Below are 22,932 nucleotides of genomic sequence, written 5' to 3'. Positions count from 1 at the left end.
GGAATTGTTCAGGGCGGACTCTCTAAGCCGGCGTCGCAACGCCACTGCGGCAGCGCTCGTTTTATTCGGGACTCGCCACTACTGGACGAACCGTCGCGCCATGCGCCGCCGGTCGCCGGTTGGCACTCGCCACTCGCCACCACAGCGTCCCGCTTTGTTGGAAGATCCACCGCCACGCAACCGTCCAAATGCAAACGCCCCGCAAGGCGGGGCGTTCGTTTACGCAGGTACGCGTGGGCCGATCAGCGCTTGGCGCTGTCGGTGTAATCGCGCTTGTCGTAGCCGGTGTAGATCTGGCGCGGACGGCCGATCTTCATTTCCGGGTCGACCTGCTGTTCCAGCCAATGCGACACCCAGCCTGCGGTGCGTGCGATGGCGAACATCACGGTGAACATTTCCACCGGGATATTGAGCGCCTTGTAGATGATGCCCGAGTAGAAGTCGACGTTCGGATACAGCTTGCGCTGCACGAAGTAGTCGTCCTTCAGCGCGGCCTCTTCCAGCTTCAGCGCCACTTCCAGCAGCGGGTCGTTCACGCCCAGCTCGCCCAGCACCTTGTGGGTCATCTCACGGATGATCTTGGCGCGCGGGTCGAAGTTCTTGTAGACGCGGTGACCGAAGCCCATCAGACGGAACGAGGAATTCTTGTCCTTGGCCTTGGCCACGGCGGACTCGACGTTGTCGGCGGTGCCGATCTCTTCCAGCATCTTCAGCACGGCTTCGTTGGCGCCACCGTGTGCCGGGCCCCACAGCGCGGTGATGCCCGCTGCGACCGAGGCGTACGGGTTGGCACCGGTCGAGCCGACCAGACGCACGGTCGAGGTCGAGGCGTTCTGCTCGTGGTCGGCGTGCAGGATGAACAGCAGATCCAGGGCCTTGGCAACGACCGGATTGATCTCCAGCGGCTCGCTCGGCACTTCGAACATCATGTGCAGGAAGCGATCGACGTAGTTCAGGTTGTTGCGCGGGTAGCGGATCGGCCAGCCGATCGAATAACGGTACGCGGCAGCCGCCAGGGTCGGCACCTTGGCGATCAGACGGATGGCGGCCTGACGGCGCTGCTCCGGATCGTTGAGGTCCAGGGTGTCATGGTAGAACGCAGACAGCGAGGCGACCGAGCCGGCCAGCATGGCCATCGGGTGCGCGTCATGACGGAAACCACCGAGGAAGTTCTTCAGCGACTCGTGCATCATCGTGTGATGCGTCACTTCGTGGTCGAACTTCTTGAATTCGTCCGCCGTCGGCAGTTCGCCGTTCATCAGCAGGTACGAGACCTCGAGGAAGCTGGACTTTTCGGCCAGCTGTTCGATCGGGTAGCCGCGATACAGCAACACGCCATTGTCGCCATCGATGTAGGTGATGGCCGACTTGCAGCTGGCGGTGGCGGTGAAGCCCGAGTCGTAGGTGAACAGACCGGTTTCTTTGGTCAGCTTGGAGATATCGACGCAATCATTGCCAAGCGTGGGCTTGAGAACCGGCAGAACGACCGACTTGTCGCCGGCGTTGAGCGTGACCTGATCAAGATCGGACACTGTGTACGCTCCTTCAGTGGAAGGCGCCTGATCCCACATGGGCAGGCACGTGATGGAAGTCCAAGGCATCGCCTCGGATCAGGCCATTATCGCACAGCAGCATTTTGGCCGTCGCTTGGACAGAAGTCGTAGACGCGTCGCGCCAGGCATACAGGCGAAGCGTTCAGCGCCCAAAAAAACAACGGCCGCGCAATGCGCGGCCGCTGCCGGTACAGCCCGTCCTGCAAGTTCAGCGCGCGTAGCGCTTCTGGAACTTGTCGATACGGCCGCCGGTGTCGATCACCTTGTGCTTGCCGGTATAGAACGGGTGCGAGGACGAGGAAATTTCCACCTTGATCAGCGGATATTCCTGGCCGTCTTCCCACTTCACGGTCTCTTTCGAGGTCATGGTGGAACGGGTCAGAATCTTGAAATCGGACGTCACGTCGTGAAAGACGACGTCTTTGTAGTTGGGATGAACGTTATCTTTCATGGACTTGGCGCCGGGCTGCCTGGATAAGCCGGGCATTATAGCTGCGCCCAGGCAGCCGGTGCAAGGTCGCCTCAGTTCGCCGCCAGGGCCGCCCCTACCAGCCCGTAGAACTGCTGGATGTCATAGGCCAGCAGCAGATTTGCATTGTCGGGCGTCCCGCCCTGCCGGTTCCAGTCCACCAGGGTCATGCCACGGGTATGCGCACCGGACAGTTCGATGTGTACCGGGCGCTGCTCCAGCCGCTGCGCGCCTTCCGGGTGCAGGGCGAAAGCCATCGCCAGCGCGTCGGCGGCATACCAGTACTCGCCGCGGCTGTCTTCGGACCACAGCCGGGTCTTGCGCGAGATCTCCTCGTAGAACCGGGCGCGGGCGGAATCGGCCGCCAGCCACTGTTCCACGTCCCGGTGCAGCAGGCCGTGCGCGATGGTGGCTTCCCAGTCGGCCACGTCGAACTGCGGAAAACCGCGGAACACGATATGCGCCGCTTCCGGGTCGAAACCGATATTGAACTCGGCCGCGGCGGTGATGTTGCCATGCCCGGTCAATGCCCCGCCCATGACGACCAGGCGCGCCACGCGCTGCGGCAGGGTCGGATCCAGCGTGAGTGCCAGCGCGAGGTTGGTCAGCGGGCCGAGTGCGACCAGCAACAGCTTGCCGGCGTGTTGATGCGACAGACGCAGAATGGCGAGCGCGGCATGCTCGGCTTCGGCAGTGCGCTTGGACGGTGCCAGACCGATATCGCCGAAGCCGTCGAGACCGTGCACGTGCGCCGCATCCACCGACGGGTGCAGCAACGGCTGCGGGCAGCCGGCGTAGACCGGCACATCGGCGCGGCCAGCGATCTCGCAGACCTTCAAGGCGTTGCGCACCGTGTACTGCAGGCCGACATTGCCGGCGGCGATGGTCAGGCCGACGACCTCATGGCGGCTGTCGTTAAAGGCCATCAGCAGCGCCAAGGCGTCGTCCACGCCGGGGTCGGTATCGATCAGCAGCGGTATCTTGTCAGTCATGGGATTCGGGATTGGGCATTCGGGATTCGTTGCGGCATCTTCGCAAGGATCGGCCAGTCACGCGAATCAGCAGCGCGCAGCCGCCGCGCTGTTACGAATCCCGAATCCCGGCCGCTCAAGCGGCCGCATACCGCACCGCCCCGCCGATCCAGCGTTCGACCACGCGGTCGGCAATGTCTGGCGCTTCGGCCAGCAGACGTTCGGCCAGCACCTGCACGCGCGGCAGCAGGCCGGCGTCGCGCGCCAGATCGGCGATGCGGAAACTGGCCAGACCGGTTTGCCGGGTGCCAAGCAATTCGCCCGGGCCACGCAATTGGAGATCCTTCTCCGCGATCACGAAACCGTCGTTGGTCTGGCGCATGGTCTCCAGACGCTGACGCGCCATCATCGACAACGGTGCCTGGTACAGCAACACGCAACTGGAAGCGGCCGCACCGCGACCGACCCGGCCGCGCAACTGGTGCAACTGGGCCAGGCCAAGCCGCTCGGCATTTTCGATGATCATCAACGATGCATTGGGCACGTCCACGCCGACTTCGATCACGGTGGTGGCCACCAGCAGGTCGCTGCGGCCTTGCTTGAAATCCAGCATGGCCTTCTGCTTTTCGGCTGGCTTCATGCGGCCGTGCACCAGCGCCACCCGCACGCCCGGCAACTGCGCCGACAAGGCCTCGAAGGTAACTTCGGCCGCCTGCGCTTCGATGCGTGGCGGCCCGCCTTGCTGGACTTGCGCGCCTTTCCCGGGTTCTTCGCTTTCTTCGATCAGCGTGCACACCCAATACGCCTGACGCCCTTCGGCACAGGCGGCGCGGATACGTTCGACCAACTCGGGCCGGCGCTCCGCGCTCAGTACGATCGTCTGCACCGGCGTGCGGCCAGGCGGCAATTGGTCGATGGCCGAAACATCCAGATCTGCGTAAGCAGACATCGCCAATGTGCGCGGGATGGGCGTGGCGGTCATCACCAGTTGATGCGGCACGCTTCCCGCCGCCGCCCCCTTGTCGCGCAGCGCAAGGCGCTGATGCACGCCGAAGCGGTGTTGCTCGTCGATGATGGCCAACGCCAGATCGTGGAAGACTACCGCTTCCTGCATCAGCGCATGCGTGCCGACCACGACCTGCGCCTGACCAGAGGCGACCTCGGCCATCGCTGCAGCGCGCGCCTTGCCGGTGACCTTGCCGGCCAGCCAGACGATGCGGATGCCCAATGGTTCCAACCAGCTACGCAGATTGGCGAGGTGCTGCTCGGCCAGCAATTCGGTGGGCGCGGCAAGTGCGACCTGTTTGCCCTGCTCCACCGCCAACATTGCCGCCAGTGCGGCGACCACAGTCTTGCCGCTGCCGACATCGCCCTGTACCAGCCGCAGCATCGGCGAGGGTTGCGCAAGGTCATGCGCAATCTGCTCGAACACGCGTTGTTGCGCGCCGGTCAGCTGGAACGGCAGCGCCTTGCGCAATTGCTGCACCAATGTGCCGTTGCCGGGCAGGCTGGGCGCGTGCAAACGCTGCAATGCGATGCGTTGCCGGCGCAGGCTGAGTTGGTGGGCCAGCAATTCCTCGATCGCCAGGCGCTGCTGGGCCGGATGGCCTCCGGCGAGCAGTTGCTGTGGATCAGTGCCGACCGGCGGGCGATGCATGGTGAGCAACGCCGCGCGCAATGAGGGCAATCGCTCGTCCTGCAGCCAGTGCGGCGGCAACAATTCCAGCGCACTTTCGGGCGGCAGACGCTCCAGCGCCTGACCGATGAGCTTGCGCAACGTGGCCGGGCCAACGCCTTCGAGCACCGGATACACCGGATCCAGACTGTCGCCCAACCCGGCATCTTCGTCCGGCGCGAGCACGCGGTAACTGGGGTGCACGATCTCCCAGCCGTACTGCCCGGGCTTGGGTGTGCCGAACACGCGCACCCGCGTGCCGACGGCGAACTGCGCCACCTGCGCCGCACGAAAATGAAAGAAGCGCAGCACCAGCGTGCCATGCGACGCGTCGGACACTGCCACGCGCAGCACCGGCCGGAAGCGGAAGCCGCGCTCCACCGCCTCCACGCGCCCTTCGATCTGCGCCGGCACGCCACCTTGCAGCTGCGCGATGGTGGTCAAGCGCGTGCGGTCTTCGTAACGCAGCGGCAGATGCAGCCACAGGTCCTGCACGCTCAGGATGCCGCGCGCAGCGAACCTGTCGGCCACTTTCGGGCCGACACCGGGTAGGCTGGACAGCCGGGCCTGGCCGGCCACGGCCAGGCCCGGTGTGACGACACGCGTGCGCGACACGGCCGATCAGCGGCGCAGGATCACGCGAGCACCATCACTCAAGCACCATCATCGCATCGACTTCGAAGCCGGCACCCTTGGGCAGGCCGGAGACTTCGATGGTCGAACGCGCCGGGAACGGTGCCTGGAAATACTCCTGCATCACCGCGTTGACGGCAGCAAACTGCCCCAGGTCGGTGAGATACAGGCCCAGGCGCACGATCTTGTCGAGCGAGCCGCCGGCCGCTTCGGCCACCGCCTTGAGGTTGTCGAACGCACGCCGCGCCTGCGCGCCGATGTCGCCTGGCACGATCTCGCCGGTGGCCGGGTCCAACGGGATCTGGCCGGAGAAATACACGGTGTTGCCGGCACGCACGGCCTGCGAATACGGGCCGATGGCGGCAGGCGCCTGGTCGGTATGGATGATCTGGGACATGGCAACTCCGTCAACACTGAAAACGAACGCGCATTGTATCGGCGCATGCGACGGCTGAGCGAACGCAGTGAAGGCGCAGGGTATGGCAACTCAGGTAATCGGCGCCGGATTGAACAACGCCAGGTCGTTGTGCAGGCGATGCTGCTCAGTCCAGGTGCGCTGGCCGCTGGCCACATCCAGATAGCGCTGGAACAACTCCCAACCCAGTTCTTCCAGCGTCTTGGCGCCGGTGGCCACGCCGCCGGCATCGATGTCCATCAGGTCGGACCAGCGTTGCGCCAGTTCGCTGCGGGTGGCGACCTTGATCACCGGCACCATGCCCAGGCCATAGGGAGTGCCGCGCCCGGTGGTGAACACATGCAGGTTCATGCCGGCAGCCACCTGTAGCGTGCCGCAGACGAAATCGCTGGCCGGGGTGGCGCAGTACTGCAATCCACGGCCTTTGACCCGCTCGCCGGGCGGCACCACGCCATTGATGACCGAGGAACCGGACTTGGCGATCGAGCCCATCGCCTTCTCCACGATATTGGCCAGCCCGCCCTTCTTGTTGCCCGGCGTGGTGTTGGCACTGCGGTCGGCCTGCCCGCGTGCCAGATAGGTGTCGTACCAGGCCATTTCGCGCAGCAGCGCCTTGGCCACGTCGGCGTTGGCCGCGCGTGGCACCAGCAGATGGATGCCGTCGCGCACTTCGGTGTTTTCGGAGAACATCACCGTGGCCCCGGCACGCACCAGCAGGTCGGCGGCCACACCCAGGCCCGGGTTGGCGGTGACGCCGGAAAACGCATCGCTGCCGCCGCATTGCATGCCCACCACCAGTTCGCTGGCCGGGACGGTTTCGCGGCGGCGCAGGTCCAGATGGCGCAGCCGCTCTTCGGCCATGGCCATGATCGAGCCGACCATGTCGGCAAAGCCCAGGCTGGCTTCCTGCAGACGGTAGACAGCGCTGTCGTCGGCACCGGCATCGTCGGGGAGCAAGCGTTCCGGTGCGAGCTTTTCGCAGCCCAGGCCGACGATCAACGCCTGTCCGCCGAAGTTGGGGCTACGCGCGATATTGCGCAGCGTGCGGATGGGAATGATCGCCTCCGGCGCGGTGATCGCCACGCCGCAACCGTAGACATGATTGACCGCCACCACGTCATCGACATTGGGATACCTGGGCAGCAACTCGGCCCGGATGCGTTCCACCGCATGCCCGAGCACGCCAACCACGCACTGCACGCTGGTCATGATGCCCAGGATGTTGCGCGTGCCCACACTCCCGTCGCGATTGCGGTAGCCCTGAAAGGTGTAGCCCTCCAGCGGTTCGGATTCATGCGCCGGATGCAGCGACAGGTCCAGCGTGGCCAGCTCGGGCGCCTCGGGCATGTCCAGCAGCGGCTCGCTCACCCAGGCGCCGCGCGCGATCGCGGCATTGGCCGTGCCAATGACCGCGCCCAGGCGGATCACCGCCGCGCCTGCGGGCAGATCCACCAGGGCCATCTTGTGGCCCTGCGGAATGTGCTCGATGGCGGTCAGACCGTCCGGGAAGATGGCACCGGCTGGCGCACTATCATCATTGACGACGATGGGGACGTTGTCGCGGGCATGGGCACGGATGCTGAACCAATGCGTGGGTTGCTGGGTTGCGGACATCGGGGGGCTACCTTGCAAAACGGGGGATGGAAGGCATCAGCGGTCGGGGCTGTCGAACTGACGCCGGTACTGCAGGATCAAGCGGTTTTCATCGACATTGCGCTGATAGTTGGAGCGGAAGGTGCCGTTGAACCAGATCAGACTCAGGTGCTTGAAGCGCTCGCTCTGGAACTGGTAGGTGGTCAACACATCGCGCGCCCATTCGCGGCCTTCGCCGGCAAAGGTGGCCGGGCGTGCGCTGTCGCCACTGATATAGCGCGCCATGACGCTGAGACCGGGGATGCCGATGCTCTTGCCGTCGATGCTGTAGCGCAGCTGCCAACTGCGTTCGCCACGTTCGAGAAAGTCGTTGATGAAGGTCCAGTTGAAGACATTGCCATCGGTGCCGCCCGGCCATGGCATGGCGCTGGGCCCGGATAACTTCTGATAGCCGGCGCCGACTTCGTGGTCACCGCTGCGCCAGGACACCATGCTGCTGACCATGCGGTTGTCGATCGGGCCGGCACGCGACTGGCCGATATCGTCGGTGCGGAAATAGCGCACATCTACGCGCAGTTGGTCCTTGCCGAATTTCCGCGTCTGGATCAGGTTGTACAGCTGCTGGCGGTAGATGTCTTCCATCAAGGCACCTTGATAGCGCAGCTGCGTGCCGGGTGCCAGGGCGTAGGTCGCCGATACCAGATCGAGCGCATCCGAATCCGGCGTCCCCAGAAAGCGCCGGTTCTTGTTGGTCAAGGTGATCGGCACGCGCGAATCGCCGTCGCGATACCAGGCGCTGGTAAAGCGTGCGAGCAGCAGGTCGAGCTTGGGCACGTCCTTGGATTCCAGCGTCACGCCTTGGAACGTCTCCGGCATGATGCGGGTGATGCTGGCGCGCACCAACGGCTCGTTTGGAATGAAGCTGCCCCATTTCAGTTCGGTCTGCGAGGCGCGCAGTTTGAGCGTGGGCGCAACACGCACCAATGCATGCTGCGCTGTGCCGTCGGCGTTGTTGGGAAGCAGACCGGTGCCGGCTTCTGCACGCACGCCGTCGAGCTTGAAATCGCCGATGCCGAGCAGATCCAGCCCGGCCCCCACCGGCCCACGCGTGTAACCGCTCTTGGCATCCACCACGAAGCCCTGCGCCCATTCGGCACGCTTGCCCTGCCCTGCGCCACTGCGAAAATCGCGGTTGTAGTAGAAGTTGAGCGCGGTGACCTCCGCCGATGCGCCATTCCAGAATCCTTCGTCCGGCTGCTGCGCACGCGCACGCCCGGCCGCACCGACCGCCAGCAGCGCGGCGCCGCTGATTGCCATCATGGTTTTCATTGCTCGGTCCTCCACCTGCGGCGAACTCGCGGCCATGTGCCGCTGCCGGCGCTCCGGCAGCAGGCAGCGGTGCGCATCAGCGCACCAGGCACGGCCGCTTGTTGTCGAAGGTCCAGTTGGGAATCAGCGCCTGCATGGCGGCCGCGTCATCGCGTGCGCCCAGGCTCAGGCTTTGATAGGTGCGATGCGCCGCGTCGAGTGCATCCATGTCCAACTCCACGCCCAGGCCGGGTTTGGCCGGCACCGTTATCCGACCGCCGGCGATCTGCAACGGGTTGCGGGTCAGACGTTGGCCGTCCTGCCAGATCCAGTGCGTATCGATCGCCGTCACCTGTCCCGGCGCTGCGGCCGCCACGTGGGTGAACATCGCCAGCGAGATATCGAAATGGTTGTTGGAATGCGAGCCCCAGGTCAGGCCCCAGTCGCGGCACAGTTGCGCCACCCGCACCGAGCCCTGCAGCGTCCAGAAATGCGGATCCGCCAGCGGAATATCCACCGACTGCAACTGGATGGCGTGGCCCATCTGACGCCAGTCGGTGGCGATCATGTTGGTCGCGGTGGGCAGGCCGGTGGCGCGACGGAATTCGGCCATCACTTCGCGGCCGGAGTAACCTTGCTCGGCCCCGCACGGATCCTCGGCATACGCCATCACGCCGTGCATGTCGCGGCACAGCGCGATGGCCTGCGCCAACGACCACGCACCGTTGGGGTCGAGGGTGATGCGCGCCTGCGGAAAGCGTGCATGCAGCGCGTGGATGGCCTCGATCTCGTCTTCGCCGCGCAGCACGCCGCCCTTGAGCTTGAAATCGCGAAAGCCGTATTTTTCGTACGCCGCTTCGGCCAGCCGCACCACCGCCGCAGGGGTCAGGGCTTCCTGGTCGCGCACCGCTTCCCAGGCATCGCTTACAGCGCTGCCGTCGCGGTAATCGAGCCCGGTCTTGCGGCGGTCACCGATGAAGAACAGATAGCCCAGCACATCGACCGCATCGCGCTGCTGGCCTTCGCCGAGCAGCGCGGCGACCGGTTGATCGAGAAATTGCCCCAGCAGATCCAGCAACGCCGCTTCGATGGCGGTGACCGCATGGATGGTGATGCGCAGATCGAAGGTCTGCAGCCCGCGTCCGGCGCTATCGCGATCGGCGAAGGCGGTGCGCACCTGGTTGAGGATGCGCTGGTAATCGGCGATGGAGCGGTTGCGAATGAGGGCGGCCGCTTCGTTCAACAATCCGGCGATGGCAGCGCCGCCCGGTACTTCGCCGACACCGGTGCGCCCGGACGAATCGCGCAACACCAGCACGTTGCGGGTGAAGTACGGTGCGTGCGCGCCGCTGAGGTTGAGCAGCATGCTGTCCTGGCCGGCCACTGGCACCACGCGCACGTCGGTAACGCGTGGCGTGGTGCCCATGCCTGCAGATGATGTATGGCTATTCATGAGAATTCTCCGAAGACGTTCAACGCAGTGCGGGCACGGGCAACGTCGGGCCGCCGGGCGGCGCCTTGAGTTCCACCCGCTTGATTTCGCCCACGATCACCAGATAGGACACCACCGCCAGCAGTGCGTTGAGCCCAACGAACACCAAAGCCCATTCGAAGGTGCCGGTGGTGGACACGATGTAGCCGATGACAATCGGCGTGGTGATGCCGGCGATGTTGCCGAAGGTATTGAACAGGCCACCGGACAGGCCGGCGATTTCCTTGGGCGAGGTATCGGCCACCACGGCCCAGCCCAGCGCGCCGATGCCCTTGCCGAAGAACGCCAGCGCCATCAGCCCAACCACCATCCATTCGGCCTGCACGTAGTTGCAGCCGATCATCGTCACCGACATCAGCATGCCGATCACGATGGGTGTCTTGCGCGAGACGGTGAGCGAATAGCCGCGCCGCACCATACGGTCGGACACGTAGCCACCCAAGACGCCACCGATGAATCCGCAGACCGCCGGCAACGACGCCACGAAGCCTGCCTCGAGGATCGACATGCCGCGTTCCCTGACCAGATACACCGGAAACCAGGTCAGGAAGAAATAGGTCAGCGTGGTGATGCAGTACTGTCCGATGTACACGCCGAGCAACATGCGATTGCACAACAGCTGCTTGGCGTAATGCCATTGCGTGCCATTGGGCTGGCTGCCGGGCGTGTTGCCCTGCTCCATATCCACCAGTGCGCCGTTGCGCTGGATATAGTCCAGCTCCTGCGCGCTCAAACGCGGATGTTCGCGCGGTGCGTAGATGGTCTTGCGCCACAGTAGCGCCAGCAATACGCCTACTCCACCCATCACCAGGAACACGTGTTCCCAGCCCCAGGCATGCACCAGCCAGCCCATCAACGGGGCGAACGCCACGGTGGCGAAGTACTGTGCGGAATTGAAGATGGAGGCAGCCAGTCCGCGCTCGGCGGTGGGAAACCATGCCGCCACGATGCGGCTGTTGCCCGGGAACGACGGCGCTTCGGCAATACCCACCAGAAAGCGCAGCACGAACAACGTGGTCACTGCCCAGGTCACCGGCACCCAGCCGATGAACCCCTGCAGGGCGGTGAACAACGACCAGACCAGCAACGACAACCCGTACACACGCCGCGACCCGAACCGATCGAGCAACCAGCCACCGGGGATCTGCCCGACGACATACGCCCAGCCGAACGCGGAGAAGATGACGCCCATCTGCAGCGCGTCGATGCCCAGCGCATCCTGGACCGCGGAACCGGCAATGGACAAGGTGGCGCGATCGGCATAGTTGATCGTGGTCACCACGAACAACATCAGCAGGATCAAGTAACGCCTGCGCGGAACCGTCGTTGAACCGACCGTCTTTGAATCGATAGCCATCATCGTTCCTCACCTATGACGATGGAAGCGCAGTGCGCTTCGCTACTCCAAATGGCGCCTGCAGATGGCGTACCAGACCCTCCTCCGGCACGCCTCAGGCATGGTTGCCGCTGCGGTTGTCAGTCGTGCCCCAGCGCGCCGTCGATGCGTCGCCATAGTCCGAGGGGATTTCCGTTGGCCACCGCCGCAGGCAGCAGCGCCGCCGGCAGATCCTGGTAACAGACCGGGCGCAGGAAGCGATCGATCGCCAACGTGCCGACCGAGGTACTGCGGCTGTCGGACGTGGCCGGGAACGGGCCGCCGTGCACCATCGCGTGGCAGACCTCCACGCCGGTGGGCCAATCGTTGACCAGGATGCGGCCGGCCTTGCGCTCCAGCACCGGCAGCAGCGCGGCGGCCAACTCGGTGTCGGCTGCGTCCATATGCAAGGTGGCGGTGAGCTGGCCTTCCAGGTGCTCGCTCAGCGCGCGCAGCTGCTCGATATCCCTGCAACGGACCAGCAACGACGACGCACCGAAGACTTCGGCCTGCAGCGCCTCATCGGCCAAAAATGCGTCGGCGTCGGTACCGAACAACGCAGCCGGGCAGCGCTCCGTCGCCGAGGCTGCGCCGCGCGCCAGCGTGGCGACCTGCGGATGTGCGGCCAGGCGTTGCACGCCTTGCGCATAGGCCTGGCCGATGCCTGCCGTCAGCATGGCGGCCGGAGACACCTCCTGCAGCGTGTGCGTGACGGAGGCGATAAACGCATCCAGCGCAGGCGAATCGATCGCCAGCAGCAAGCCGGGATTGGTGCAGAACTGGCCCGCGCCCAGGGTCAACGAACCAACGAAGGCCTTGCCCAGTGCGGGCGCGCGCGCCTGCAGCGCATGCGGCAACAAGTACACCGGATTGATCGCACTCATTTCCGCATACACAGGAATCGGCTCGCGGCGGGCGGCAGCGATCCTGACCAATGCCATGCCGCCGCCACGCGACCCGGTGAAGCCCACCGCCTTGATGCGTGCATCGGCCACCAATTGCGCACCGATTTCGATCCCTGCATCGAACAGCAGCGAGAACACGCCCTCGGGCAAGCCGCACTGCGCCACCGCCGCCTGGATCGCGCGGCCCACCAGTTCCGAAGTGCCGGGATGTGCGCCATGCGCCTTCACCACCACCGGGCAGCCGGCCGCCAATGCCGACACCGTGTCGCCGCCGGCCACCGAAAACGCCAGCGGGAAGTTACTCGCGCCGAATACTGCCACCGGACCCAGTGCGATATGCCGCTGGCGCAGATCCGCACGCGGCAATGGCGTGCGCTGCGGCAGCGCGGGATCGATGCGCGGCCGCAGCCAGCTGCCTTCGCGCACCACGTTGGCGAACAGACGCAGTTGGCCCACGGTGCGACCGCGCTCGCCTTCCAGGCGCGCGCGCGGCAGGCCGCTTTCGCGCATGGCGCGTTCGATCAAGGCATCGCCCAGCGCCAGGATCTGCTCGGCAATGGTCTCCAGAAATTTCGCACGCACTTCCAGCGAGGTTTCACGATAGAGATCGAAAGCTGCATGCGCCAATGCGCAGGCTTGCTCCAGATCCTGCGCACTCACCGAGCCGAACACCGGCTGCAGCGACTCGCCACTGGCCGCATCCACCGCATGAAATTGCGCACCGGCGCCTTGCACGCAGCGCTGCCCGATCAACGATTCACCCTGGATGGCATGCATCAGCGGCGTCCTCCGATCAGTTGCTTGAGGTGTGCGGATTCGGCCTCGGTCAGATCGGCCAGCGGCGTGCGCACCGGCCCCGCCGGGCGGCCGACCGCACGCATGCCGGCCTTGACGATGGACACCGCGTAGCCTGCGCGACGATTGCGCAACACCGTATACGGCAACACGAAGTCGTTGAGCTCGCGGTAGATGGTGGTGTGGTCGCGTGCGCGCACGGCGGCGTAAAACGCCAGCGCCCATTCCGGGAGGAAATTGAAGATGGCCGACGAATACGTGGTAACGCCCATTTCCAGATACGGCAGCGCGAAGGTTTCGGCGGTGGGCAGGCCGCCCACGTACAGCAGCCGGTCGCCCAGCCGCGCATAGATGCGGGTCATGCGATCCACATCGCCGATGCCATCCTTGTAGCCGACCAGATTCGGGCAGCGTTCGGCCAGGCGCGCCAGCGTCACATCGTCCAGTTTTGCGTTGGCGCGACCGTAGACGATCACGCCCAGCGAGGTCGCCTTGCAGACGCGCTCGACATGGTCGGCCACGCCGTCGGCATCGCACTCGGTCAGGTAGGGCGGAAACAGCAGAATGCCGTCGGCATCGTTGCGCTCGGCGGCCTGCGCCATCTCGATCGCAATGGCAGTGCCGTAGCCGGCCGGCGCGATCACCGGCATGCGGCCGGCAGTCTGGGTCACTGCCGCGCGCACCGCGCGGTTCACTTCGTCCAGCGTCAGCGAAAACAGCTCACCGGTGCCGCCGGCGGCAAACAGGCCGGCCGCCGGATGCGAAGACAGCCAGTCCAGATTGCTGCGGTATGCGGGCTCATCGAAGGCCAGGTCGGCATCGAAATGGGTAACCGGAAACGACAACAGACCGGAGCCAAGCGCCTGGGCCATTTCGGTCGGTGTGTATCTGCTGCTCATCGGGCAAACGCTCCTGGGCGGGGGATGCGATTGATCCTGGGGCGGCAGATCGTTGCTAGTCCAAACCAAAGGACGTATTGTTTGATACATCAATTGGATCAACCGCGTCACGCGTCGCGTTAATGCATCGCAAATGACTGCTTTGCAACGCTTTTTTCGATCCTTTGTAATTATCAATGGTTGCGCCCGTCAGTCGCCCGGCAACGCGGCACGCGCCTATTCATCAGCGCACGCCAGCTATAGATGTTGCGGGTGCAGCATTACTTGTGCGGTTTTTTCCTGCGAGACCTTCACCATGTTCGATCTGCAGCAACTTCGTTGCTTCGTCGCCGTTGCCGACGAACTGCACTTCCGGCGCGCGGCCGAGCGCCTGAACATGACCCAGCCGCCACTCAGCCGGCAGATTCAACTGTTGGAGCACAGCGTCGGCACCGCATTGCTGGAGCGCAATAGCCGCCACGTGCGGCTGACCCAGGCCGGGCGCAGCCTGCTGGCCGAAGCGCGCGCGATCCTGCGCATGGCCGAAAACGCCGGCCTGCGCGCGCGCCGGATCGGCACCGGCGATGCCGGCAGCGTGTCGGTGGGTTTTACCGCAGGGGCCAGTTATCGCTTCCTGCCCGAGGCCATTGCGCGCTGGCGCAACGAGGCGCCGGATGTGGACCTGCAACTCAAGGAGATGGTCAGCCTGGCGCAACTGGATGCACTGGATGCAGGGCGGCTGGATATCGGCCTGCTGCGTCCGCCGATCCAGCGCCAGGGCCTGCACAGCCGCTGCGTTGCACGCGAACCGCTGATCGCCGCACTGCCCGAAGACTCGCCACTGGCGCAGCGCGACAGCCTGTGCCTGCAGGATTTCGACGGCCGGCCTTTGGTCAATTACGCACCGGACGAAGCGCGCTATTTCTATGATCTGCTTGCACAGTTGTTCGGTGCGCGCAGCATCGCACCGCGCTCGGTGCAATACGTCAGCCAGATCCATTCGGTGCTGGCGCTGGTGCGCGGCGGCATGGGCATGGCCTTGGTGCCGGAAGGCGCCAGCGGCCTGCGCTACGCCGGCATCGTCTACCTGCCGCTGCGCGATGAAACGCCTGCTACGCCGGTGGAGCTGCATCTGGTATGGAAGCAGGACAACGACAACCCCGCGCTACAACGGTTGATTGCCTGAGCGTCGATCGACGCGTCAGTTCATTGCCAGCAACTCTGAGCGGCTGACGAAACGACTGCCCTCCTCGACAGGCTGGCGCGGGCGCTGCTTGCTGCAGCAGGTGCCACGTATGCGCAGCAGTTGCTCCGCACACGATCAAGGCGTCGAGCTGTGGCGAAGCCGCCTGCTGCTGCCAACGCGCAGGCAGCAGTCGCGCTTACTGCCGCCCCACGCTCTGCACCACGTGCAGACGCCGCAGCCGGCGCATCACTTCAGCCAGGTGGCGGCGGTCGCGCACCTGGATGTTGAAGCGCAGCACGGCTGCGTTGAAGTCGCGGTCCAGATAGTCCACGCGCTCGATATTGGACTGACTCTGCGCGATGGCTGCCGCCAACTGCGCCAGCACGCCGGTGCGATTTTCCACTTCGACCACCAGCGCGGTGTCGTAGTCGCCGGTCACGTTGGAGTCCCAGTCGATCGGCACCCAACGCTCGGGCGATTTGCGCAGTTCCGCCAGGTTCGGGCAGTCCAGGCGGTGCACCACGATGCCCTTGCCGGCGGTGTGGTAGCCCATGATCTCATCGCCGGGAATCGGCTGGCAGCAATTGGCGAAACTGATCACGCCGCGCTCGCTGCCGTCGATCAGGATCTTTTCGTGCGAATGCTTGGACAGGCCGCCGCCACGCAATTCCGCATAAGCCATCAGCGCCTGCGCGGCCTGATTGGGCATCCAGTTGCCAAGCGCCACATCGGCCAGCAGCGCTTCCAGACGCGGGTAGCGGTGCTCGTTGAGGAACGCGTCCAGGCGCCCCTTGGGCAGCCGTTCCAGCGAGGAGTCCATCGCTTCCAGCGCGCGGTCCAGCATGCGGTGGCCCAGCTGCACGGCATCTTCGTGCTCGAGTTGCTTGAGCTGATGCCGGATCGCCGTGCGCGCCTTGCTGCTGACCACAAATTCCAGCCACTGCGGTTTGGGCGTGGCCGAGCGTGCGGTGATGATCTCCACCGCCTGCCCGCTGACCAGCTTGGTGCGCAGCGGCACCAGCTTCTTGTCCACGCGCGAGGCCACGGCGCGATTGCCCACGTCGGTATGCACCGCGTAGGCAAAATCCAGTGCGGTGGAATTGCGCGGCAACGCCAGGATCTTGCCCTTGGGCGTGAACAGATAGACCTCGTCCGGAAACAGGTCGACCTTGACGTTGTCCAGGAACTCCAGCGACGAACCGGCGGCGCGCTGCGAATCGATCAGTTCCACGATCCAGTCGTGCGCACGACTCTGCGCGCTGTTGGGCGAGGCCGAGCCGACCTTGTAGGTCCAGTGCGCCGCCACGCCGCGCTCGGCGATCAGGTCCATCTCTTCGGTGCGGATCTGTACTTCGATCGGCGAGCCGTACGGTCCGAACAACACGGTGTGCAGCGACTGGTAGCCATTGGCCTTGGGGATCGCGATGAAATCGCGGAAGCGCCCATCCAGCGGCTTGAAGCTGGCATGCACTGCACCCAGCGCGTGATAGCAATCGGCCACCGAACGCACCACCAGCCGGAAACCGAACACATCCATCACCTGGTCGAAGGACTTGTTCTCTTCGTGCATCTTGGAATAGATGCTCCAGGGCGTCTTGATGCGGCTGACCAGCCGATGCTCCAGACCTTCCTTGGCCAGCCGCTGGCTCAACTGCACTTCCACCTGCGCCATCGATTCGCGCCGCACCACCGGCTGGCTGCGGATGTGTTTTTCGATGATGGCGTGGCGCCACGGATACAACGCGCGAAAGCCCAGATTCTGCAATTCGGACTTGATCAGGCTCATGCCCAAGCGCTGCGCGATGGGTGCGTAGATCTCCAGCGTCTCGCGTGCGATGCGGCCGCGCGCTTCGGTGCTCTGCGCGCCGAGCGTGCGCATGTTGTGCAGGCGGTCGGCCAGCTTGATCATGATCACGCGCAGATCGCGCGACATCGCCAGCAGCATCTTGCGGAAACTTTCCGCCGCCGCTTCCTGGCGGTCGCGGAACTTGAGCTTGTCCAGCTTGGTGACGCCATCGACCAGCTCGGCCACCGCTTCGCCGAACTCGGACGCCAGTTCTTCGCGCGTCAGCGGCGTATCTTCAATGGTGTCGTGCAGGATTGCGGCGATCAGCGATTCCATGTCCAGGCCCAGCTCGGCCAGCACGCCAGCCACTGCCACCGGGTGGGTGATGTACGGCTCGCCCGACTTGCGGGTCTGCCCGGCATGCGCGGTGGCCCCCACTTCCCAGGCACGCCGCAGGATCGGCAGCTGCTCCTTGGGCAGGTAGCTGGCCGCGCGTTCGAGATGCAGGACGTAGTCGGGGATGGCCTGGTCGGAAGACGGAGACGTCACGACGGTCGCCTGGGCAGTGGGGCCTGGGTTCATGCCGGAAGACTATGCCAGCCGTGCAGTCTCGGCAAACATTTGCACACGCAGGCGTATTGCCGGGACCGAAAACGAAAACAGCCCGCATCGAGGCGGGCTGTTCTGATCGATCGCAGCGATGCTGGAAATCAATCGTCGTTCTTGGACATGTCTTCGTCGGCGACCACTTCGGCGGCGGCCCATTCCAGCGCTTCGCGCTCGGCACGCTCGCGTTCGGCCTTCTCGACTTCATCGATCAGCGCGTTGTCGATCCGGCGTGCGGCGATCTCGCGCAGTGCCATCACGGTGGGCTTGTCGCTGGCATCGGCATTCTCGATCAGCGGCTGCACGCCGTTGGCGAGCTGACGGGCGCGCTTGGAGGCCATCATGACCAGCTCAAAACGGTTGTTCACGACTTCCAGGCAATCTTCTACGGTAATGCGGGCCATGCGGGCTCCCGGCGACCGGCAACGGCCGCGCATCGAATGAGGGAAAGGGGGGCGGAGTTTACGCCCCGGCCGGCGTCGCAGCAACCGCCACCCATTCAGTTTCCTTTGGAATCAGCAGTTTGAGCCGCTTGGAGCGAGCAGGAAACCGTCCTGAGCCGTCGCTGGCGCGGCCGGCGCGTTCTGAACGCAGTGCAAGCGGATGGAATGCCGCCTCGCGCGGCGGCTGCGCCCGTCGGCGATCAGCGCAGCCTTGCCAGCGGCGCTTAGTCCAGCAGCGCCTGGATCAATCCGGCGTGCCGCTGCTGTTGCGCCTGCCGACGCAACCGGCTGGCGGTGAAGATCGCGCACATCTCCGAAACCGCCGTATCGAAGGTCTCGTTGATGATCACGTAATCGAACTCTTCGAAATGCAGCATCTCTTCGCGGGCGGCGGCCAGGCGTTGCGCCATGACGTCCTCGCTGTCCTGCCCGCGCTTGCGCATGCGCTCGTCCAGCGCCTGGCGCGAGGGCGGCAGGATGAAGACGCTGACCGCATCGGGCACCTTCTGGCGCACCTGGCGTGCGCCCTGCCAATCGATTTCCAGCAAGACGTCATGACCGGCAGCCAGCTGCGGCTCCACCGACTGCCGCGCAGTGCCCTTCCAGTCGCCGTGCACCAGCGCGTATTCGAAGAAATCGCCCGCTTCGATCATGCCCTGGAACTCGTCGGCGGAGACGAAATGGTAGTGCTCGGCATGGCGTTCGCCCGGCCGCGGCGCGCGCGAGGTGAACGAGATCGACAGGGCGATCTTCGGGTCGCGTGCCAGGGTGGCGTTGACGATGCTGCTCTTGCCGGCGCCGGAGGGGGCCGCAACGATATAGAGGGTGCCGCGCATAGGATCAGGGATTCGGGATTGGGGAGTCGGGATTCGCGAACGGACTGCGGACCGGTGCCACCGGGGTCGACATGCTACCGGGATTGAACGCGGTCCGCAGAGGCACGGGATTTGCCATCGACCAATCCCGAATCCCCAATCACAAATCCCGGCTACTCGATGTTCTGCACCTGCTCGCGGATTTGATCGATCAACACCTTCAGATCCACGGCGGCATTGGAGGTGCGGCTGTCCACCGACTTGGAGCCCAGCGTATTGGCTTCGCGGTTGAACTCCTGCAGCAGGAAGTCCAGGCGGCGACCGACCGGCTCGCGCTGCTTGAGCACGCGGCGGATTTCGGCGATGTGGCTGGACAGGCGGTCCAGCTCCTCGTCCACGTCGAGCTTCTGCAGCCACAGCACCAGTTCCTGCTCGGCACGGCCCGGATCGACCGGATGCGGCAGGTCGGCCAGGCGCGCGGCCAGCTTGGCGCGCTGACCTTCGCGAATCACCGGAATCAGGATGCGCACCTCCGCGGCGATGCGTTCGATGGCATCCACCCGTTCGCTGATCGCCTCGGCCAGCTTGGTGCCCTCGCGCTCGCGCGCGATCACGAAACTGCTCACCACTTCCTCCAGCAACGCCAGCGCCTGCGCCTGCAGCGCGGGGGCGTCCACGTCCTGCACCTGCAGCACGCCGGGCAGCTGCAGCAGGTCGGTGAAGCCGACCTGCAATTTGGGGAACACGCCATCCAGGCGCGTGGCCAGCGCACCCAGTTGCTGTAGCAGCGATTCGTTGACCGCCAGCGTCTGCGCATTGTCGGGCGCGCGCAGGCGCAGGGTCAGATCCAGCTTGCCACGGCTGTTCTTTGCTGCCACGCGCTCGCGCAGCAGCGGTTCCAGCGCACGCAATTCCTCGGGCAGACGCACACCCACTTCCAGAAAGCGGTGGTTGACCGAGCGCAGCTCGCAACCGAGCGTGCCCCAGGGTGTGATGCGTTCGCTGCCAGCAAACGCAGTCATGCTTCGGATCATCGTCAATCCCGTGCCGTCAAAGCGCGAATGGTACCCTAGCCGCCCTCGCCGGCTGCCTGCACGCTGCGCAGTGGCGCCAGACCTACCTCCCGACTTCCGGACTCATCGCATGACCTTTTCCCGTCCCAGCGGCCGCACGGCCGACCAGCTGCGCCCGGTGCGCATCGAACGCGCCTTCACCCGCCATGCCGAAGGCTCGGTGCTGGTCAGCTTCGGCGACACCCGCGTGCTGTGCACCGCCAGCGTGGAAAACCGCGTGCCAGGTTTCCTGCGCGGCAAGGGCGAAGGCTGGGTCACCGCCGAATACGGCATGTTGCCGCGCTCCACCCACACCCGCTCCGACCGCGAAGCCGCGCGCGGCAAGCAGGGCGGCCGAACGCTGGAAATCCAGCGTCTGATCGGCCGCGCGCTGCGCGCCTGCGTGGACCGCAATGCACTTGGCGAGCGCACCATCACCCTGGACTGCGACGTGCTGCAGGCCGATGGCGGCACCCGCACCGCGGCCATCACCGGCGCGTACGTGGCGCTGGCCGATGCGGTGAACCTGCTGCTCAAGCGCGGCGACATCAAGAAGCACCCGCTGATCGGCGCGGTGGCTGCGGTGTCGGTCGGCATCTATCGTGGTGAGCCGGTGCTGGATCTGGATTACCCGGAAGACAGCGACTGCGATACCGACATGAATGTGGTGATGAACGATGGCGGCGGCTTCATCGAACTGCAGGGCACGGCCGAAGGCCACGCCTTCCGTCGCGACGAACTCAACGCGCTGCTTGCCCTGGCCGAAAAAGGCATGGGCGAGTTGTTCGCACTGCAACGCGCTGCGCTGGCCGGATGAGCCGTCGTATCGCCCTGACCACCTTGCTGGTTGCCGATTACGATGCGGCCATTGCCTGGTACACCGGCGCGCTGGGTTTCGGCGTGCTGCAGGATCGCCCGCTCGATGACGGCAAGCGCTGGGTCGTGATCGGCCCGGGCGGCGCAGACGATGCCGCCCTGCTGCTGGCGCAGCCGGCCGACGACGCGCAGCGCGCGCGCATCGGCGACCAGACCGGTGGACGGGTGGATCATTTCCTCTACACCGACAACTTCTGGCGCGACCACGCGGCCATGCAGGCGTTCGGCGTGGAATTTCTGGAAACCCCGCGCGACGAGCCGTACGGCACGGTCGTGGTCTTTCGCGATCTGTACGGCACCAAGTGGGATCTGCTGGAGCCTAAACAATGAAACACCTGGTCCTGGCCAGCGGCAACGCCGGCAAGCTGGAAGAACTGCGCGCCATGCTGGCCGGCCTGCCGCTGCGCATCGTCGCGCAAGGCGAGCTCGGCGTGGAAGATGTCCCGGAAACCGGCCTGACCTTCGTCGAGAACGCGCTGATCAAGGCGCGCCATGCCAGCGCGGTCACCGGTTTGCCGGCCCTGGCCGATGATTCGGGGCTGATCGTGGATGCATTGGATGGCGCACCCGGTCTGTACAGCGCGCGCTATGCCGGCACCCCGACCAATGCGCTGGCCAACAACGCCAAGTTGCTCGATGCGATGCGCGAGGTTCCGAGCGATCGCCGCAGCGCACGGTTTTATGCGGTGATCGTGTTGCTGCGGCATCCGGAAGATCCGCAGCCGCTGATTGCCGAAGGCAGCTGGGAAGGGGTGATCACCACGCAACCGCGCGGCGCTGGCGGCTTCGGCTACAACCCGGTGTTCCTGGACCCGGTGTATGGCCTGACCGCGGCGGAGATGGACACCGCGTTGAAGAACCGCCTGAGCCATCGTGCGGTCGCCCTGGCCACGCTGCAGCACAAGCTGCATGCGATGTCGCTGTAAGGCACACCTCGCGCAATGCCCCAGCTGATTCCACCGCCGCTGTCGCTCTACGTGCACCTGCCCTGGTGCGTGCGCAAGTGCCCGTACTGCGATTTCAACTCGCATGCGGCCAAGGGCGCATTGCCGTTCGAGGAGTACGTGGACGCGCTGATCCGCGACCTGGATGCGGACCTGCCATTGGTCTGGGGCCGCGTGGTGCATTCGGTGTTCTTCGGCGGCGGCACGCCCAGCCTGTTTCCGCCGCAGGCGATCGACCGCTTCCTGCAGGCAGCGGCGGCGCGGCTGCGTTTTGCCCCGAATCTTGAAATCACCCTGGAAACCAATCCCGGTACCGCCGAGCATGGCCGTTTCGAGCATTACCGCGCTGCTGGCGTGAACCGCCTGAGCTTCGGCGTGCAGACCTTCGACGATGTGGCGCTGCAGCGACTCGGCCGCATTCACGACAGCGCCGAAGCCGAGCGCGCGATCAAACTGGCGCAGGACGCCGGCTACGATAATTTCAATATCGACCTGATGTATGCGCTGCCCGAGCAGACGCCGATGCAGGCCGAGCACGATCTGGAGCGCGCCTTCGCGCTGCAGCCGGCGCACCTGTCGCATTACCAGCTTACGCTGGAACCGAACACGGTGTTCTTCGCGCGGCCGCCCAAGGGCATTCCCGACGACGATGCCGCCTGGGATATCCAGGAACACTGCCAAGGCCTGCTGGCCGACGCCGGCTACGCCCAGTACGAAGTCAGCGCATACGCCAAGCCGGGGCGGCAGTGCGCGCACAACCTCAACTACTGGCGTTTCGGCGATTACCTGGGCATCGGCGCGGGCGCGCACGGCAAGATCAGCTCCGGTGCCGAAGAGCACGTGCTGCGGCGCTGGAAGCACAAGCATCCGCAGAGCTATCTGGCCAGCGCCGGCACCGCTGCATCGATCGGCGGGGACGAAATCGTGCCGGGCGAACGGCTGCCGTTCGAATACATGCTCAACCTGCTGCGCCTGCACGAGGGCTTCTGGCTAAGCGATTTCGAGGCGTCGACTGGCCTTGCGGCCTGTGCCATCGAGGCGCCGCTGGCTCGCGCAGTGGCACAGGGCTGGATGAGGCAGCAAGACGGGCGCGTGGTGCCGACCGAGCTGGGACGGCGTTTCACCAATGATGTGGTCGAGTTGTTCCTGGTCTAGGCGCAGC

General features: G+C 65.2%; 20 protein-coding genes. 5 read left to right on the top strand and 15 right to left on the bottom strand.

Annotated elements, in window-relative coordinates; genetic code table 11:
- Window positions 1-242 precede the first annotated feature (242 nt).
- The 11 genes from J7367_RS15800 to kdgD all read right to left on the bottom strand — a co-directional run bounded on the left by J7367_RS15800 (window position 243) and on the right by kdgD (window position 14,083).
- Window positions 243-1,532, bottom strand: coding sequence for a citrate synthase (locus tag J7367_RS15800; RefSeq protein WP_003486167.1), 1,290 nt, complete (start codon window positions 1,530-1,532; stop codon window positions 243-245).
- A 229-nt stretch (window positions 1,533-1,761) separates the two neighbouring features.
- The gene (locus J7367_RS15795) at window positions 1,762-2,004 is read right to left on the bottom strand and encodes a type B 50S ribosomal protein L31 (RefSeq protein ID WP_005911911.1); all 243 of its coding nucleotides are present in this window, start codon (window positions 2,002-2,004) and stop codon (window positions 1,762-1,764) included.
- Between the two features lie 71 nt (window positions 2,005-2,075).
- A complete protein-coding gene (locus J7367_RS15790; RefSeq protein WP_057661624.1) occupies window positions 2,076-3,014 on the bottom strand; it encodes a nucleoside hydrolase in 939 nt (312 codons plus the stop codon).
- A 115-nt stretch (window positions 3,015-3,129) separates the two neighbouring features.
- Window positions 3,130-5,283, bottom strand: coding sequence for an ATP-dependent DNA helicase RecG (recG, locus tag J7367_RS15785; protein ID WP_057661622.1), 2,154 nt, complete (start codon window positions 5,281-5,283; stop codon window positions 3,130-3,132).
- A gap of 34 nt (window positions 5,284-5,317) precedes the next feature.
- On the bottom strand, window positions 5,318-5,698 hold the full coding sequence (locus J7367_RS15780; protein ID WP_057661620.1) for a RidA family protein: 381 nt from the start codon (window positions 5,696-5,698) through the stop codon (window positions 5,318-5,320).
- 90 nt (window positions 5,699-5,788) lie between these two features.
- The gene (gene garD / locus J7367_RS15775) at window positions 5,789-7,330 is read right to left on the bottom strand and encodes a galactarate dehydratase (protein ID WP_057661618.1); all 1,542 of its coding nucleotides are present in this window, start codon (window positions 7,328-7,330) and stop codon (window positions 5,789-5,791) included.
- 36 nt (window positions 7,331-7,366) lie between these two features.
- Entirely contained in the window at window positions 7,367-8,638 is a 1,272-nt protein-coding gene (locus J7367_RS15770; protein ID WP_057661631.1) for an OprD family porin, read from the bottom strand.
- A 76-nt stretch (window positions 8,639-8,714) separates the two neighbouring features.
- Window positions 8,715-10,070, bottom strand: a complete 1,356-nt coding sequence (gene gudD, locus J7367_RS15765; RefSeq protein ID WP_057661616.1) for a glucarate dehydratase — start codon at window positions 10,068-10,070, stop codon at window positions 8,715-8,717.
- Window positions 10,071-10,089: 19 nt separating this feature from the next.
- Window positions 10,090-11,469 (bottom strand): MFS transporter, encoded by a 1,380-nt coding sequence (locus J7367_RS15760; protein WP_057661613.1) that lies wholly within the window; start codon window positions 11,467-11,469, stop codon window positions 10,090-10,092.
- A gap of 116 nt (window positions 11,470-11,585) precedes the next feature.
- A complete protein-coding gene (locus J7367_RS15755) occupies window positions 11,586-13,166 on the bottom strand; it encodes an aldehyde dehydrogenase (NADP(+)) (protein WP_007967641.1) in 1,581 nt (526 codons plus the stop codon).
- Complete coding sequence (gene kdgD, locus J7367_RS15750) at window positions 13,166-14,083, bottom strand: 5-dehydro-4-deoxyglucarate dehydratase (RefSeq protein ID WP_057661612.1); 918 nt, start codon at window positions 14,081-14,083, stop codon at window positions 13,166-13,168. Before kdgD ends, J7367_RS15755 begins: the two co-directional genes overlap by 1 nt.
- A gap of 295 nt (window positions 14,084-14,378) precedes the next feature.
- Between kdgD and J7367_RS15745 the strand changes: the two genes are divergently transcribed.
- Window positions 14,379-15,248 (top strand): LysR family transcriptional regulator, encoded by an 870-nt coding sequence (locus tag J7367_RS15745; protein ID WP_007967643.1) that lies wholly within the window; start codon window positions 14,379-14,381, stop codon window positions 15,246-15,248.
- A 196-nt stretch (window positions 15,249-15,444) separates the two neighbouring features.
- On the opposite strand, the gene J7367_RS15740 is transcribed toward J7367_RS15745, so the two are convergent.
- The 4 genes from J7367_RS15740 to J7367_RS15725 all read right to left on the bottom strand — a co-directional run bounded on the left by J7367_RS15740 (window position 15,445) and on the right by J7367_RS15725 (window position 19,932).
- Entirely contained in the window at window positions 15,445-17,616 is a 2,172-nt protein-coding gene (locus J7367_RS15740) for a bifunctional (p)ppGpp synthetase/guanosine-3',5'-bis(diphosphate) 3'-pyrophosphohydrolase (protein ID WP_003486157.1), read from the bottom strand.
- Window positions 17,617-17,744: 128 nt separating this feature from the next.
- The gene (rpoZ, locus tag J7367_RS15735; protein ID WP_002812428.1) at window positions 17,745-18,044 is read right to left on the bottom strand and encodes a DNA-directed RNA polymerase subunit omega; all 300 of its coding nucleotides are present in this window, start codon (window positions 18,042-18,044) and stop codon (window positions 17,745-17,747) included.
- A gap of 263 nt (window positions 18,045-18,307) precedes the next feature.
- Window positions 18,308-18,919, bottom strand: a complete 612-nt coding sequence (gmk, locus tag J7367_RS15730) for a guanylate kinase (RefSeq protein ID WP_005996765.1) — start codon at window positions 18,917-18,919, stop codon at window positions 18,308-18,310.
- 152 nt (window positions 18,920-19,071) lie between these two features.
- Window positions 19,072-19,932 carry a YicC/YloC family endoribonuclease gene (locus tag J7367_RS15725; protein ID WP_007974457.1) on the bottom strand — a complete coding sequence of 287 codons (861 nt, stop codon included), beginning with the start codon at window positions 19,930-19,932 and terminating at the stop codon, window positions 19,072-19,074.
- A gap of 109 nt (window positions 19,933-20,041) precedes the next feature.
- Between J7367_RS15725 and rph the strand changes: the two genes are divergently transcribed.
- Genes rph through hemW form a run of 4 tightly spaced genes read left to right on the top strand, consistent with a single transcriptional unit; the run spans window position 20,042 to window position 22,925 of the window.
- The gene (gene rph / locus J7367_RS15720) at window positions 20,042-20,767 is read left to right on the top strand and encodes a ribonuclease PH (protein ID WP_005996762.1); all 726 of its coding nucleotides are present in this window, start codon (window positions 20,042-20,044) and stop codon (window positions 20,765-20,767) included.
- Window positions 20,764-21,156, top strand: coding sequence for a VOC family protein (locus tag J7367_RS15715; RefSeq protein ID WP_007967650.1), 393 nt, complete (start codon window positions 20,764-20,766; stop codon window positions 21,154-21,156). Before rph ends, J7367_RS15715 begins: the two co-directional genes overlap by 4 nt.
- Window positions 21,153-21,752, top strand: coding sequence for an RdgB/HAM1 family non-canonical purine NTP pyrophosphatase (rdgB, locus tag J7367_RS15710; RefSeq protein ID WP_007967651.1), 600 nt, complete (start codon window positions 21,153-21,155; stop codon window positions 21,750-21,752). The genes J7367_RS15715 and rdgB overlap by 4 nt, the downstream gene beginning before the upstream one ends.
- A 15-nt stretch (window positions 21,753-21,767) precedes the next feature.
- Window positions 21,768-22,925 carry a radical SAM family heme chaperone HemW gene (gene hemW / locus J7367_RS15705; protein ID WP_057661610.1) on the top strand — a complete coding sequence of 386 codons (1,158 nt, stop codon included), beginning with the start codon at window positions 21,768-21,770 and terminating at the stop codon, window positions 22,923-22,925.
- Window positions 22,926-22,932 lie beyond the last annotated feature (7 nt).

This window comes from Xanthomonas sp. D-36-1 (assembly GCF_017746155.1).
GTDB lineage: Bacteria > Pseudomonadota > Gammaproteobacteria > Xanthomonadales > Xanthomonadaceae > Xanthomonas > Xanthomonas cissicola.
This window is presented reverse-complemented; position numbering and strand designations above follow the sequence as displayed.